Annotated in this window: 12 protein-coding genes and 1 CRISPR repeat array; of the genes, 11 read left to right on the forward strand and 1 reads right to left on the reverse strand. The window is 49.1% G+C overall.

Annotated features, from left to right (window positions below):
- Positions 1-181: 181 nt before the first annotated feature.
- The gene (locus CBP31_RS14325; protein ID WP_087038337.1) at positions 182-1,270 is read right to left on the reverse strand and encodes a methyl-accepting chemotaxis protein; all 1,089 of its coding nucleotides are present in this window, start codon (positions 1,268-1,270) and stop codon (positions 182-184) included.
- Positions 1,271-1,549: 279 nt separating this feature from the next.
- Here CBP31_RS14325 and CBP31_RS14330 point away from each other — a divergent pair, with 279 nt between their 5' ends.
- The 11 genes from CBP31_RS14330 to CBP31_RS14375 all read left to right on the forward strand — a co-directional run bounded on the left by CBP31_RS14330 (position 1,550) and on the right by CBP31_RS14375 (position 16,162).
- Positions 1,550-2,188, forward strand: coding sequence for a WYL domain-containing protein (locus CBP31_RS14330; RefSeq protein WP_087038338.1), 639 nt, complete (start codon positions 1,550-1,552; stop codon positions 2,186-2,188).
- Positions 2,189-2,235: 47 nt separating this feature from the next.
- Entirely contained in the window at positions 2,236-3,369 is a 1,134-nt protein-coding gene (locus CBP31_RS14335) for an ISAs1 family transposase (RefSeq protein ID WP_087035468.1), read from the forward strand.
- A 56-nt stretch (positions 3,370-3,425) separates the two neighbouring features.
- Positions 3,426-3,716 (forward strand): hypothetical protein, encoded by a 291-nt coding sequence (locus CBP31_RS15565; RefSeq protein ID WP_174664635.1) that lies wholly within the window; start codon positions 3,426-3,428, stop codon positions 3,714-3,716.
- A gap of 107 nt (positions 3,717-3,823) precedes the next feature.
- Entirely contained in the window at positions 3,824-4,831 is a 1,008-nt protein-coding gene (cas1f, locus tag CBP31_RS14340) for a type I-F CRISPR-associated endonuclease Cas1f (protein ID WP_087038339.1), read from the forward strand.
- Positions 4,828-8,262 (forward strand): type I-F CRISPR-associated helicase Cas3f, encoded by a 3,435-nt coding sequence (cas3f, locus tag CBP31_RS14345; RefSeq protein WP_087038340.1) that lies wholly within the window; start codon positions 4,828-4,830, stop codon positions 8,260-8,262. The genes cas1f and cas3f overlap by 4 nt, the downstream gene beginning before the upstream one ends.
- Positions 8,263-8,522: 260 nt before the next feature.
- Entirely contained in the window at positions 8,523-9,788 is a 1,266-nt protein-coding gene (locus CBP31_RS14350) for a type I-F CRISPR-associated protein Csy1 (protein WP_087038341.1), read from the forward strand.
- Positions 9,785-10,732, forward strand: a complete 948-nt coding sequence (csy2, locus tag CBP31_RS14355) for a type I-F CRISPR-associated protein Csy2 (protein WP_087038342.1) — start codon at positions 9,785-9,787, stop codon at positions 10,730-10,732. The genes CBP31_RS14350 and csy2 overlap by 4 nt, the downstream gene beginning before the upstream one ends.
- A gap of 29 nt (positions 10,733-10,761) precedes the next feature.
- Positions 10,762-11,787 (forward strand): type I-F CRISPR-associated protein Csy3, encoded by a 1,026-nt coding sequence (gene csy3 / locus CBP31_RS14360; RefSeq protein ID WP_087038343.1) that lies wholly within the window; start codon positions 10,762-10,764, stop codon positions 11,785-11,787.
- A 9-nt stretch (positions 11,788-11,796) separates the two neighbouring features.
- Positions 11,797-12,429 (forward strand): type I-F CRISPR-associated endoribonuclease Cas6/Csy4, encoded by a 633-nt coding sequence (gene cas6f / locus CBP31_RS14365; RefSeq protein ID WP_087038344.1) that lies wholly within the window; start codon positions 11,797-11,799, stop codon positions 12,427-12,429.
- Between the two features lie 128 nt (positions 12,430-12,557).
- Positions 12,558-14,211: a CRISPR direct-repeat array (repeat unit 28 nt; unit sequence CTTCACCGCCGCACAGGCGGCTTAGAAA).
- A 553-nt stretch (positions 14,212-14,764) separates the two neighbouring features.
- Positions 14,765-15,484, forward strand: a complete 720-nt coding sequence (locus CBP31_RS14370; protein WP_161492533.1) for an RNA polymerase sigma factor — start codon at positions 14,765-14,767, stop codon at positions 15,482-15,484.
- Between the two features lie 45 nt (positions 15,485-15,529).
- Complete coding sequence (locus tag CBP31_RS14375) at positions 15,530-16,162, forward strand: hypothetical protein (protein ID WP_087038346.1); 633 nt, start codon at positions 15,530-15,532, stop codon at positions 16,160-16,162.
- The last annotated feature ends 101 nt before the right edge of the window (positions 16,163-16,263 follow it).

A 16,263-nucleotide genomic window follows, 5' to 3' on the forward strand; every position in this document is an offset into this window, starting at 1 on the left:
CCTACAAAACACTCGCGTAGAAGCCGCTTTAGCCGGCTGGTTTAGCGTAGCTAAACGTCTCTGCTTCGTAGCGCCGCACTTTAGCCGTCTTCATGACGCACGTCAGGATCTCGCTTTGCCTTTAATCTTGCTACTTTCCCTAAGCTAGCCGCTTGGTACTGGGCGCTCGGCGCTGCTTTACTTAGGCATTAATCAACCGGCGCAGTTTGGTCATTACATCCAGGTTATTGTCTTCCATGGCGGAGAGGGCGGTTAAGGCATCTTGATCTCGTTGCTCATGGTGCGCCTGCACGGCCTCTTTGGCATATACATGCACTAAGCGATGGGGCGCCTCTATGGCGGAAAAGTCTAAGCGACCCGCATAATGCTTAACGCCACTGCCTTTGTAGTACCACTGACCCAATTGGCATTGAGTCTCGTCGGGCAGCGCATCGGCTTTAACATCTGATAAGCCGGATAAAATCTGATACACCGTCAGCTTAATCTCTAGCTCTTCCAGATTGGCTAACTCAATTTCTGACAAAATTGCCGCATCGCCCAAGGCGCTGGATGAGGTATTAGCCAGCTCAATTAAGCTCAATAAACGTAACCGTGCCGACTCCGCCTCTTGCGCTAATTGCTCCATTTCCACGCTGTTATCGCGACTCACGCCCGCCACCGCTATGGTTTGATTACGAATGCGCCCAATCACAGTATCTATCTCTTTAGTGGCTTCACCGGTGCGCGAGGCTAAACTGCGCACTTCGGTGGCCACCACACTAAAGCCACGGCCATGCTCACCGGCGCGCGCCGCCTCTATGCTGGCGTTTAAGGCCAACAAAGAGGTTTGATCCGACACCCCATCAATCACATGCACCAGTTTGGTAATGCCGTTTGTTTCTGACTCTAAGGCATTCATTTGCTGAGCCGAGTCCATGGCGTGAGTTCTGGCCGCGTTAAGCTGATCCACCAAAGTGCGCATGCCATCGCGCATCTGGGCTGACTCATCACGGGTGGTTAGCGCCTCATCGCGCCGCGCGCCTAACATGCCAGATAAATCAGCAAAGGAGCCCTTAAGCTCAGATAACGACTGACCAAACTGGCCCAAGCCCGACATTAACTTATGGCCTAAATAAAGTTGGTTTTTGGTCGCTTGTAACTCGCTTTCTTGCACGCTGAGCATCTGCTCTAGCTGGGCATTATCTTGTTGTAGCGCTAATAGCTCTTGCTGCGTGTTGAGCAGCTGGGCACTGAGCTGAGCTGCTTTTTTCTTACTCGCATTAAAAAACATGTATCGCCTCTTTTATTACCATCTTGTAAAACTTGGCCATTGCGCAAATATCGCACCTTAATGGCACATAATATGGCCATATACTACACCCAAATGAGACGACCTTCTGCAGCTAAATCAGCCATTAAAAATAAATATAACGGCATCGCACAGCCAAAATAGCCACTGTGCTTGCCTTTATCTGACGTGCACGGCATTAGCCTAAAAACTTAATAAGTTTGAACCTAAGAGATATTTTGCTTTAAATGGTGCTAATCAATAAAAATAAAGCAGAGCTCCATGATGAAAACCACACCAGAACGTCGATTTTGGCTAATTGAATTATTAACAAATTGGGAAGGCCGTATTACCTGCGGTCATTTACAATACTATTTTAATTTAGGTCGACAACAAGCCAGTAAAGTGATTAACCAATATTTGGAAGCAAACCCTGGTCACTTAATTTATTGCACCTCTGCCAAAAGCTATTTACCGGCCACTGACTTTAAACCCACATATATCAGCCATGATGTGGCTGAATATCTTAATTGGATAAGCGGCCAAAGCCCGCAACTGCCATTGTCAGATGATAAATACCAGTTGGCGCATACTATTCTCAGCCCACCGGCGCGTAATGTTAGCCCCCATATTATGCGGCCACTAGTGCATGCAATACGCCAAGGTGAACGGCTAGAAGTCGACTACGGCGCTGTTACTCATCCGGATAGAAGTGGCCGCATTATCGTGCCCATTCGCTTTGTTAACACCGGCCGCCGCTGGCATCTGCGTGCTTGGTGCGAAAAAGCTCAAGGTTATCGTGACTTAGTACTGAGTCGCCTGCACGGCACCCCCAATCCCGAAGGAAAAGTCTTGAGTGACTTGCCTCCCGATACCAGGGCAAGATCTCGAACGTTTTTTAGCCAACTCAGCTATATTTGACCTGCTCGCCTCAGTGTGATCTTATACTCTCTTTTGGGAGAGCCTAGATGAACACGGATGCTTTTACACAGTATTTTGGTGAGATAGACGACCCTCGCCAACCAGCCAAAATTATCTATCCGCTATTCGATGTATTGTTCCTCACTATTTGTGCTGTCATCGCTGGTGCTGAGGGTTGGGAAGACATCGAAGACTTTGGGAGTGCCCACCTGAATTGGTTTCAAAAAAAGGGCTTATTTCCAGAGGGAGTGCCAGTTCACGACACTATCGCTAGGGTGATTTCCCGCCTCGATCCCGTTCAGTTTCAGCAATGCTTTATTCGCTGGGTTCAGTCGATAACACACCGTACTGATGGTGAGCTTATCGCCATTGATGGCAAGGTACTACGCGGCTCTTACGATAGAGAGAATAGACAATCGACCATCCATATGGTCAGCGCTTTTTCCTCCGCTAATGGCGTGGTCATGGGCCAATTAAAAACCAATGCCAAGTCGAACGAAATTACCGCTATTCCAGCGCTGCTCAAGTTGTTGGATATCAAGGGATGCTTGATTTCTATTGATGCCATGGGCTGTCAGACCAACATTGCCAAGACTATTATCAACCAAGGTGGCGACTATTTACTGGCAGTAAAAGGTAATCAAGAGTTGTTGTTTAAAGCGGTGCGAACAGCCCTATCAGCTAGCATAGCTGTCTCCACAAACTCCGATAAGATCAACATTGAGCAGGGGCACGGTCGTACTGAGATCCGAGAATATCATGTATTGCCAGCAGGCGATTTAGCGCACCAGTTTCCTGACTGGAAAGGCCTAAAAACTATCGGGGTGGCTATTGGCTATCGTCGTGAAAAATCAGGTAAATCCTCGCTTGAGTATCGTTACTATATCAGTTCAGCAGAGCTCGATAGTATCCGTTTCGGCAAGGCAGTCCGTGGGCATTGGGGTATCGAAAATAGCCTGCATTGGGTGTTGGATGTGTCAATGAAAGAAGATGCCTGCCCCATTTACCGTGAGAATGGGGCTGAAGTGCTGGCGAGCATCCGTCACTTAGCACTCAACATGATACGCTCTGAGACATCAAGGAAAGCCAGTGTTCGTCGAAAGCAAAAAATGGCGAGTATGAGTTGTGCTTACTTGGATAAAATATTAGTTGCTGGATTTACTGTGTTGGGCAAAAAATAAACAAAGATGATCTCACTATACAAAATTGATTATTTTTTATGCACGACTAACTTAGTATGCTAAGAACAATATGTTCACGCTCTCACCCTGCTCCCGATACTGCGTGGAACACTAACATCGTACTGCGTATTAAACCGGATCCCCGTTTAAACGAGGCACAACAAGCCGCGATTATTCATGACTACGGCATGCACAACGGCGAATTATCGCTCACTGTCCGCGCCGCGCTAGCCCATTATTTATTACAAGAAATGCAGATAAATATAAAAATGCTCGATGGTAATCCCGTCGCCCAGCAATTAATTTTGGTCAATGTTGATGCAATAAAGCCCTGGCTGTTTACTTGATCCTCGATAACATGTCGCTTCAGGCGACATGTTTATATAACCAGTATTGGCGCAAGCGGTAGAAAAAGGGAGAGTAGGGCAATGCATAAAAATGAGGGGGACGCCAAATGGATGATTTTTCACCATCTGACTTGAAAGCTATTTTGCACTCTAAACGTGCTAATCTCTTTTACCTAGAATATTGTCGGGTGATGCAAAAAGACGGCCGCGTGCTGTATCTGACCGATGCAGAAAAAGAAAACCTCTATTACAACATTCCCATCGCCAACACTACCGTCTTGTTGTTGGGCAATGGCACCTCTATTACTCAAGCGGCGATACGCATGCTCGCTCAAGCAGGTGTGTTAGTGGGGTTTTGCGGTGGCGGCGGCACGCCACTGTATATGGGCAGCGAGGTGGAATGGCTCACGCCTCAAGGGGAATATCGACCCACCGAATATCTGCAGGGCTGGCTGGGTTTTTGGTTCGATGATAAACAACGCCTCACAGCTGGCCAGCAAGTTCAGCAGGCGCGTATCGACTTTTTGCGGCAAGTCTGGCAAAAAGACCGAGACCTAAAACAAGAAGGCTTTGACTTTAATGACAGCTTGATCCAAAAGGCCTTGGATACTTTTTATACTCGCACCGCCGCCGCCACTAAACCCGCCGATCTACTGCTGACCGAAGCCCAGTTAACCAAAACGCTTTATAAATATGCCGCTCAAACTACAGGGCAGAGTGGCTTTACTCGCAAACATCAGTCGATAGATAAAGCCAATGACTTTCTTAATCACGGTAACTATTTAGCATATGGTTTAGCGGCCTGTTGTTTGTGGGTACTGGGTATTCCTCATGGCTTTGCGGTGATGCACGGTAAAACCCGTCGCGGTGCGCTGGTGTTTGATGTGGCGGACTTGATTAAAGATGCACTGGTGCTGCCTTGGGCCTTTGTCTGTGCCAAAGAAAACGCCACCGAGCAAGAGTTTCGCCAACAAGTCTTACAAGCCTTTACCGATCATAAGGCGCTGGATTTTATGTTCGATACCGTTAAAGCCATCGCTCTACAGGGCAAATCTATACCAGACATATCTAGGCCAGAAACAGCTACGCCAGACACAGAGGGACCAACGCTATGATGGTGATCTTTGTGTCCCAGTGCGAAAAGAAAGCCCTGCCCAGAACGCGTCGCGTGCTTGACGCCTTTGCTAATCGCATTGGTGATAATACTTGGCAAACCCTGATCACCGAAGACGGCTTGCTTACCGTGCAAAAAATGCTGCGCCAAACTGCCAGTAAAAGCTCGGCTATTAGCTGTCATCAATTGCGCTCCCGCTCGCGTAGCCAGTTGTTATGGATTGTGGGTAATAAAAAGAAGTTTAATAGCGAGGGCATAGTGGCGGTAAACAGCACCGAACAAGATTTATTGAACAACGACGCCGAGCAGAACTGGAAATACCTGCCGCTGATCACCGCTTTTACCGGATTGGCGGCGTTATTACATGATTGGGGAAAATCCACCAAATTATTTCAGGATAAGCTTAAGCCTCAATCAAAAAACAGTTTCAAAGGCGATCCGTTGCGCCATGAGTGGATCTCTAGCCTGTTGTTAATGGCGTTGATCCAATCCGGCAAAGCACCTGACCAAGATAGCAGCTGGCTTGAACCGTTCTTGGAACAATCCATCGATGAAACACAATTAACGGCGGCCATTCCCGTATTATCGCAAGCGCATGCCCCGTTCAGTAATTTGCCCGATGCCGCCGCCATTTTATTATGGCTGGTGCTGTCTCATCATCGGCTGCCAAAACCCGCCAATAAAGATAATTTTGGCGATAAAACCAATCAGACTCCGCAGCAGTTATTACAACGACTTAGCCAACAGTGGGGCTATGAAAACCGCCCCCGTGACGATGTGGAGCAGGCGGAATTTAAGCAGCGACTAGCCGACTGTTTTGTTTTTCCCCAAGGCTTGTTATCCGACTCCGCTCGTTGGATGCAGGCGCTTAGTCACCGAGCCCGACAATTGCACGCGCATTTGCCACTGGTCGCCGAAGCTATACAAGATGGCAGCTGGCGCACCATCGCTCATCACGCTCGGCTCTGCCTAATGGTGGGCGATCACTATTACTCATCACAAGCTCAGGCGACTAATTGGCCAAATACCGTCAACTTATTCGCTAACACGCACAGTGAAGGCCCAGAACGAGGCCAGCTTAAACAACAGTTAGACGAGCACTTGGTTAATGTGGCCAAGGTTGCGGTGAATACCTGTCGCATGTTGCCAAGTTTTGAGCGAGACACGCCTAAAGCAGAAGATATTCAACAGCTAAAACCCTCGAAAAATTTATCTGCCGCCCTCAAGAAACAATTTGGCTGGCAAGATAAGGCGGTGACGGCCATTAAAGAATACCGACTAGAAAATGACGATAACATCGGCGGCTACTTTATTGTCAATATGGCCAGCACTGGGCGGGGTAAAACCTTGGCCAACGCCAAAATAATGCAGGCCTTATCGGGTGATCAACAAAGTTTGCGCTTTATTCTGGCGCTAGGATTAAGAACCCTGACCCTGCAAACTGGCGATGAGTATCGAGATCGGATTGGTCTCGCCGATGATGAGTTGGCGGTATTAATTGGCTCTAAAGCGATTCTAGAACTGCATCAAGACTCCAAGAGTGCGCTTGAAAAAGACGAGCAGTCGCTTCCCGAGGAAGATTTTGGTTCAGAGTCTTGTGAGCCCTTGCTGGGTGAACAAGAAGAGGTAGTGGGTGCCAGTGGTCACATCAGCCATAACACCAGCAATGATATGAGCAATGATGATGAGCCTTGGCAAAACCTACTGCCAGAAGAAGAATTAACCACGGTACTTACCGGTCGCAAAGAGCGTGCCTTGCTCTATGCGCCCGTGCTTGCCTGCACCATCGACCATATTATGGCGGCCACCGAAACCACACGAGGTGGCCGCTATATTTTGCCCAGTTTGCGTTTGATGTCATCCGATTTAGTGATCGACGAAATTGATGATTTTACCGGAGAAGATTTAGTGGCCATTGGCCGACTGATTTATTTGGCAGGCATGTTAGGGCGCAAGGTCATGATTTCGTCGGCGACGATCCCACCGGATTTAGCTCTCGGTTACTTTAGCGCCTATCAAAAAGGCTGGGCGCTGTTTGCTGCCAGCCGCCATCAACGCAGCCAAGTGGCTTGTGGCTGGACCGATGAATTTAAAAGTCAATTAGTGACCATTAATCAGGGCGAAGCCGCGACCGCTAACTATCAAGCGGCTCATCAGGCTTTCATAGAAAAGCGCGTAATCAAGCTGCGCGCCGAGCCGGTTAAGCGCCGTGCCGAGATCATCCCTTTGCCCGAGCCTGTGGCAGGCGAGCCTCATGAGTCGAGCTACTTCTCCACCATTCAGCAAGCAATACTGACCAAGCATTATCAGCACCACCAACAGGATGCTAAGACCGGCCGTCAGGTTTCTTTTGGCGTGGTGCGCTGTGCCAATATTTTACCGTGTGTGACCTTAACGGAATATCTGTTGGATGCCTCATGGCCCGATGATGTAACGGTGCGAGTGATGGCTTATCACAGCCAACAAGTGCTCTTGTTGCGTCACGCTCAAGAGCAGCATTTGGATCAGGTGTTAAAACGTAAAGTTCCCGTCAACGATACGGACGGCGTGTTTCAGCATCCCGTTATCCGCCAGCACTTGGATAATGATGACAGCAAACAGCTGATCTTTATCTTGGTGGCCACGCCGGTAGAAGAAGTAGGGCGCGACCATGACTTCGATTGGGCGGTAGTCGAGCCGTCTTCATTTCGCTCAATTATTCAATTAGCGGGTCGAGTACGCCGTCATCGCGACGCTGACCCAGATAATGAAGTCCCCAATATGGGGTTGTTACAATTCAATATAAAAGGTTATCGGGGCGAGAAAAAAGACGTCTTTAGCCACCCAGGTTATGAGCAAGGCGATTTGCAGCTGTTTTCTCGCAACCTATCGGATTTAGTTGATGAACCTGCCCTCAAGCGCTGCGTGGATGCGACGCCGCGAATGTTTAAAGACTCCAAGGTACAACTTGCCGCACTGGAGCACCACGCCATTGGTCGGACATTGGGTTGTCATTATCTGAAAGGCGAACAAAAGCCTAAGGATGATCCGGCTCAAAGCCCGAAAAGTCTGTGGGGTTACACCGATGATTACTGGTGGATGACGGCACTACCGCAACAGTTTAACCAATTTCGTCGTAGTGACCCTGGGATCAACCTTTACTGTGTCATTAATGAACAAGGCCTATCGCGCTTTCAGATTTACGACCGAAAAAGTGGCTGGGTTGATGTTGAAAAATTACTCGGCATTACTCATCAATCGTTAAGTGAGCACAGGATGACGCGGCTGTGGTTGGTGCGTGACTATGCCGCATTAATTGCAGCACAAAGTGCATTAAAAGACCAAGACACAGAGCACACCTCGCGGCGGCTAGGGGAAATCAGCCTGCAGTATTACAAAGAAGGCCATCGCTATCGGTACAACGAGCAGCTGGGATTGGTGAGGGTTAAATAATGGAGTCGCTCCTAAGGAGCGACTTATGGGCTGCCTGTATGGCAGTAAAGTAAATAAAGAGTACATAGTCTTCTAAGCTGCCTGCTTGGCAGGAGGGCAATGTTATCAGGCGTAAGTGAGATCGCCAACTTTCAACAACCCATTTGTACACCACTTATCCTAGCTATATTGGTTTTTATAATAATGAGTATATAGTGGTTATTAATGTTGTTGGGGTGCTCTATTCTCATCTCATCGTTTAGTGATAGGGAAACATAAACATGCTTGATGCAGCGATTGAGGCCTTCTTTACCGAGCGCAAAGACGCTTGGTTAAAGAAGAACCTCAAGGCCACCATGGAAGAACATGAAGTACGAGAGCAAGAACTGGCTTGTGAAGACATTTTTTCCCTCAAAAATTGGCTGCCCAATGCGGCCAAGCGAGCGGGTCAAATCTCGCTGGCCAGCCATCCTTGCACTTTTAGTCACCCCAGTGCGCGTAAAAATAAAAATGGCTATGTAAGCTCAATTATTGCCAGAGCTGACCGGGCTGCGGATGGTTTTTTACGCAGTGGTAACCTGCAAGTTGAAATTGATGCGCTGGGCAATGCGGCGGCATTGGATGTGTATAAATTTCTGACTTTGGTGATGGAGGATGGAGATACCTTGCTTGAGCATTTACAGCAAGACAGTGAGCTGGCTAATCATTTATTGACCTGCGGTGAAGGTCATATAGATGAGCTGAAAAGTGGCTTTTTAGAAATGGTGGCCGTTAAAGACGAAGCCATTACCAGTTCTAAAATCAAGCAGGTTTATTTTCCTGTTACCGCAGAAGAGCAGGGCTATCACTTGCTGTCTATCTTGAGCCACTCGGGCCATATCTTTGAAATGCGCCAGCGCCTAGATAAATTGCGCTTTTCTGACGACACCAAGGCGACCAGAGAGCTAAGAAGAAATAACCAATTTTCTTCCGTGGGCTATCAAGAAATTTATAACCTAACCACCATCGGCTATGGCGGTACCAAACCACAAAATATCAGCGTGCTGAATAACCAGAATGCGGGCAAAGCTCATCTGTTGTTGTCCATGCCTCCCGAACTTGCTCCTCGAAGCGTACGCTTGCCTACTGGTAATTTTTTTGGCGACGTCTTATACCCAAGGCAGCTACAACAGACCTTTGAAGCCTTTCATCGGTTGTTAACAGCCGACTACAACAACGCCAACATCCGCAACGCGCGGGATTATCGTATTCAAGAATATCTCGATCAATTGATCTTAAAAATGTGGCAGGTGCGCCGTGCCTTTGGCGATCAGCCCCATGCTCGGCCAGCGCACTTAGAGCCTTACCAAAAGCAGTGGTTATTTCCTGAATACCAAGCCGAACGTACCCCAGATGCCCCTTGGTTAAGCACTTTAGTTGAGGATGCCGCTCGACATTTTATTTTTAGTTATCAAAGAGTAGCGGGTAAGTCGGCAATTCAGCTTGGTGATACCGAGCTGGCGGCATTTGCTCGCATTATTGAACAAAACAAGGAGGCGCTGCTATGAGTACCCGTCGACTGCTGGAGCTTGCGCACCTTAATATTCATAACGCCAATGCGCTGTCTAGTCCTTACACCATTGGCTTTCCTGCCATGACCGCTTGGCTGGGCTTTGTGCACGCATTGCAGCGTAAATTAAATGCCGCTGGCTACCCAACGTTGGAGTTGGTGGCCACGGGAGTATTCAGCCACCGCTGTGATCTACAAACTCATCAAGGGCCCGGGGATTTTGTGCACTCCATTATTGGCACCGCCAACCCCTTAGATAAAGACGGCAAACGCTCGGCTTTTATTGAAGAGGCGCGCTGCCACCTAGATGTGAGTCTGCTTATTGAATACCAAGCACAAGAAAGTGATGAAGAGCGCATGCAACGGCCCGAGTTCATGGCGCTATTAGAGCAACTGTTAACACGCATGAAAGTGGCGGGTGGCGATCTACTTAGTTTTAATACTCCGCAGCTGCACGTGTTAGATGACAGTGAACCACAAGCCGTGCGTCGCTTATTACTAAATCTAATGCCGGGTTTTGCGCTAATTGAGCGTCGCGAACTGATGCAGCAAGCGATGGAAGAGGGCGCCGATGCACTGGATGCACTGCTTGAATACCTCACCATCCATCACAGCTGTGAGCAAAATGACACCGGCGAAGTGACTTGGCGTAGTCAGCGAAAAGCCGGCATTGAAGGTGAGAAGCCGGGCTGGATAGTGCCTATTGCCACGGGTTTTCACGGCATTAGCCCGCTTGGTCTCGCGAAAAATCAGCGCGACCCCGATACCCCCCATCGTTTTGCCGAGAGCATAGTCACCTTAGGCGAATTTAGGATGGCGCATCGGATACACAGTTTAGATGAGGTGCTGTGGCACTACCACACCGACCTTAATCGAGATCTTTATTTGTGCCAGCAGGCACAGCCCGAAATAACGGACACCATTAACGACGGTCGTTACTAACTTAACTTAATGAATAACTGGAGCATCACATGGCTAAAGTAAAAGATATTGCATCGGTACTGGCATTTGAAAAGAAGCTGGTTCCGTCTGATGGTTTTTTTTATGGCACCACTTGGGATAATAAAGACCAGGTCACGCCGCTGGCATTACAAGAAAAGTCGGTACGCGGCACTATCTCAAACCGCTTAAAGGCGGCGGTAAAAAATGACCCGGCCAAGCTGGATGCGGAAGTTGAAAAACCCAACCTGCAAACCGTAGATGCCTGCGCCTTGGGTACCGAGCAAGACACGTTAAAACATTACTTCACCTTAAAGATACTGGGTGGTGTTGAAACTCCTTCGGCCTGTAATAGCGCCGGCTTTAAAGCCAGTTACCAGCAGGCGGCCAAAGCTTATATTGAAAAAGAAGGCTTTACCGAACTAGCTCGCCGTTATGCTATCAATATCGCCAATGCGCGCTTCTTGTGGCGCAACCGAGTCGGTGTTGAACAGATTGAAGTACAGGTAAAGGTGCTAAATAAAGATCAAACCCAGAGCTGGATCTTTGATGCTACCCAATACAGCACCCGTCACTTTGATTATGCCGACAAACAACTGACAGAGTTGACTGATAAAATTGCCCAAGCTCTGGCAGGTGGCGACACCAGTTTACTGCTGGAAATTGCGACCTTCGCCCAACTGGGTAAGGCGCAAGAAGTGTATCCATCTGAAGAGCTGGTACTAGACAAAGGCAAAAGCAAAAAGAGCAAGGTGTTGTATCAAGTACAAGGTCACGCTGCCATGCACTCACAAAAAATTGGCAACGCTCTGCGCTCCATCGATACCTGGTATCCGGCCTTTGCAGATCAAGAAAAGACCGCAGGCCCGATTGCCATTGAACCGTACGGCGCCGTCACTAACTTGGGCACCGCCTTTCGCACGCCAAAAGAGAAGCAGGATTTCTATAGTCACTTCGATAAATGGGCTCGGGGCGAGGCATTGTCACGGGTAGAAGACGAGCACTACGTGATGGCAATTTTGGTACGCGGCGGCGTGTTTGGCGAGAGCGATAAATAGAGGTAACCCATGAATTACTACCAAGACATCACCTTGCTGCCGGATGCGGACATTGCGCTGGGTTTTCTCTGGCAGAAAATCTACCAGCAGGTGCACATTGCACTGGTCGAACAAAAGGTCGACGAACAGCACAGTGCTATTGCCGTGAGTTTTCCTAGCTTTGGCAGTAACGGCTTTCCACTGGGTAATAAACTGCGGGTGCTGGCTAAAGAGCAAGCACAGTTGGAGAAATTGAATTTGGCGGGGTTTCTCAGTCGGTTTGAGGATTACACCCATTTGAAATCGATTCAGCTGGTGCCTGAATCGGTCTCTCATGTTGCGTTTGTTCGCCATCGGGTAAAAGGCCAGGCTCGCATCGAAAAAGACATGCTCAGTAAAGCTCAGATCTGGTCTACAAAGTCAGGCCAAAGCCTTGAGCTGTGCTTGCAGCAACTGGAGAAAAGCAAACCCGCAGCGGACTCGAAATTGCCTTTTATCTGGATGGAAAGCTTGGAGACCAAAGCGAAAAACCTCACCGGTTCGGCTAAGTTTCCATTGTTTATTGAACGGGTAGAAGTAGCAGGTGTAAGAGAAGGGCAGTTAAATTGCTATGGCTTAAGTGCAGTACGAGGCGAGCAAATAGCTTCAGTACCGCATTTTTAACCTCAAAATAAGCTCTTTAAAAATATACAATTAAAACAGATAGTTACAACAGCGCTGAAAATAAGGGTATTTTTTCATATTCTTAGCTAAGCCTTTGTTGTAACTATTTTTTGTGTTAAGTTTCTACTCTTCACCGCCGCACAGGCGGCTTAGAAATAACAGTTAGCAATTTAAACTGCTGATAAGTGCTTCACCGCCGCACAGGCGGCTTAGAAAAAACCGCGAGCTTACAAACCGTGCCTGGTCAACTTCACCGCCGCACAGGCGGCTTAGAAAACCTTGCATTCGTGACGGTCACAACTATAATTCTTCACCGCCGCACAGGCGGCTTAGAAATAACGCGCATCTTATGGAACCGCCTTGGCATGCTTCACCGCCGCACAGGCGGCTTAGAAACGTAATAAAAGTAGTTAATAACACAATCCCCCCTTCACCGCCGCACAGGCGGCTTAGAAAGCTTCACTGCGCCCCTTTCCGCTATTGGTTGCCTTCACCGCCGCACAGGCGGCTTAGAAAGCTACACGCCCAGCGCCAGCGAGTAACCATGCCTTCACCGCCGCACAGGCGGCTTAGAAAACTAAGGCGTTTCACTTAGCCAAGGCATACATCTTCACCGCCGCACAGGCGGCTTAGAAATTAACCTGCGTTAGGGCGCGGGCTTCAAATGCCTTCACCGCCGCACAGGCGGCTTAGAAAAAGCACGGAGTTTTTTAACATAATCAGAGATGCTTCACCGCCGCACAGGCGGCTTAGAAATGTACCCTCTACACCCGTGCGTCGGCGGCGGACTTCACCGCCGCACAGGCGGCTTAGAAATCCGACACACTCGATGCCGTGGAGTGCTACGGCTTCACCGCCGCACAGGCGGCTTAGAAAACAAGGAGCGGTAGGCCGAACCTTACCCTTAGCTTCACCGCCGCACAGGCGGCTTAGAAATGAATTTGTAGGGTTGTTTCGGGGTTAAGGTTCTTCACCGCCGCACAGGCGGCTTAGAAAAAGTTCACAGCTAAGGGTATTAACTGGCTAGCCTTCACCGCCGCACAGGCGGCTTAGAAAACATGGCCAAGCACACCGGCTTTGCAGAACGCCTTCACCGCCGCACAGGCGGCTTAGAAATCAATGAGCTGGGCGATCACCGCTTCGTTGTCCTTCACCGCCGCACAGGCGGCTTAGAAAGTGCTGTGATCAACAAGGTCGATCCATGTTTGCTTCACCGCCGCACAGGCGGCTTAGAAATTGCCCCACGTTGGCCCAGCCCGATCGGATCTCTTCACCGCCGCACAGGCGGCTTAGAAAGTCCGCCGTTTCCGTGCCGTTTATGAATGCCGCTTCACCGCCGCACAGGCGGCTTAGAAATGCTGTTCGCCGTGGCTCCGGTCGTCTTGCTCCTTCACCGCCGCACAGGCGGCTTAGAAACTCCACCTATTGCCATGCACATTTCTTTTTTACTTCACCGCCGCACAGGCGGCTTAGAAACGTGCACAATACGATCCGGTACTCCTCGGCGTCTTCACCGCCGCACAGGCGGCTTAGAAAAAACCAAGGAGGGTCAAATGTTTAAATATAACCTTCACCGCCGCACAGGCGGCTTAGAAAGCGAGTGTAAAGCGGATGCTGGTGGTGATGATCTTCACCGCCGCACAGGCGGCTTAGAAAAATGGAAGGGAGCCGAAAGAGCCATCAGGGATAGGGATCTTCACTGCCGCACAGGCAGCTCAGAAAATGGACACCGGCCAGCATTACCCAGCGTAACGGTTCACTGCCGCACAGGCCGCTCAAAAAGTTACTACCAGTTTTGAGCGGTTTTGTAAACTTTACTGCCGAACAGGCAGTTTATAAATAGCATCAGGGCAGGGTGTTAAGCCGGTTGGTTTTTGAGGCTGGTGGGTCGAACAGCCTGTAGGGGCTCTGTGAAACAGGACAGGCCTTAAGAGCTCTTCTCTGAATTCATGGGTTACACCAAAACCGTGCCGATACTCTTTACCTACCAACAAGGTGGGCACACTACAAAAACACCGAATCAACAGGTACGGTGTTACACGTATGCACTCCCCATCACCCACCGCATGTAGTCATTCCGAACTCCAAGCTCAAGACACACACTACGCCGTGCCAAACGGTTACGCCGGTGGCGTAATGTGAGCACAGGTATACGCCTGCTAAACACTGGCTGGTATTTGCCTCTTTTCATCCGCTAATTCATGTCAACCGGCTCACGAACTAATAGTCAGCGTACATACTGAAGGGCAGGTGGTGTTAAAAATAAATGTCACCGATTTTAATCTGCTGCGTCTAATAGGGTAGGCATCCAAAAACAGTGATGGAGAATCTCGGTATGAGCCATTCCAAAGCCGAAGCACAAATTCCACTGGTCGATTTAACTGATATTCGTTTGCTAGCGCGAGCTCGCGTGGGTGATGGAGCGGCTTTTGAGCTGATAGTGCGCCGTCATAATCGGGCGTTATTTCGTGCCGCAATGGGGGTGCTTGATGATGAAGGCCGAGCGCAAGAAGCGGTGCAAGAAGCGTATTTCAGTGCCTTTAAGCACATGGACAATTATCAGGGCCGCGCATCACTCAAAACCTGGTTAACGCGCATTGTGGTTAATCAAGCGATCAGTATTAAGCGCCGACAGCGCCCTGAGATCTCACTGGATGAAAAAGTCACTTTTCTTCACGCGCCCCAACTTGAGTGGGACCAGACGGTGACCTATATGGCTGATAAACATACTCCAGAAATGGCCGCCAGCACGCAAGAAATAAAGCGGCTGTTGGAAGCTGCTATCCGGCGCTTGCCCGAAACCTATCGCAGTGTGTTTATGTTGCGTGCGGTAGAGGGGATGTCAGTGATAGATAGTGCTTTTTGCTTAGGTTTGAGTGAAGCCGTGGTTAAAAAACGCCTTTCACGAGCGCGAGACATGCTGCGCAAGGATCTGGTGCAGCAGGCAGAGAGCCAGGCGTCTGATACGTTTGAATTTGCAGGTAGACGCTGTGATGCAGTGACCTCACATGTGATGGCTGAACTCATGCGTTGGCGAATAATTAAGTCGGATTGATCTGACCATTATTTTGCTATTTATAACAGCCTAAGGAGAATACCCATGAAAACTACCACTCTATTGTTAGCGGCTACTATGGCGGCATTTACTGCCGGTCCTGTGTTGGCGGCGGATGCGAAACACTCAATGGATGTTCAACAACAGCAGTCTGCGATTAATATGTTTGGTGGCCCGGTTTACATGGGCGATCCGGCGTTGGAGGTGACGGCGGCCTTGGTTAAAGCGGGGGGCGGTGCTGAAAAGTTTAGCTTTGCTACGGCGTTGGTCGCCATGCTGGGTGAGGACACTGTGAATGCTGAGGTGGCCAAGCTGACCAAGCAATACGGTGAAGAGGAGGTAAACACATTTCTGAGTGGCATGGATGCAGCCATTGGCTTTGGTCTTAAGCGTGCAACGGAGGCAGGTATTAGCTTGCCTGAGCCTGCCGACCTTTCAGGAACTGAGCTTGCTAAGACACTGGTCAATGCTGGTACTGCGCCAGATAGTACTTTTTGGAGCGGTTACCTGTTTGATAAGGCACTTTCTAACAAGCAGCATAATCAAGTGATGGCCGATATTAATGCCAAAGCGAGTTATGAGGCAGACAAAGTAACCCATAAGATCCTTAATCAGGCCATGTACGACGTGGCCCAAGCATTGGGCATGAAAGATGTAAAACTGGCTGATTTGCACTAATAAAGTAGATTGCTCGGTATTTACAAGCTAAAGGGCTGCTTGGTTATTCAACGCTAGGCAGCCTTGATGTTTCCTGATTACCCACAAAGTTCAGTTATGTT

Source organism: Oceanisphaera profunda (genome assembly GCF_002157895.1).
Classification (GTDB): Bacteria; Pseudomonadota; Gammaproteobacteria; order Enterobacterales; family Aeromonadaceae; genus Oceanimonas; species Oceanimonas profunda.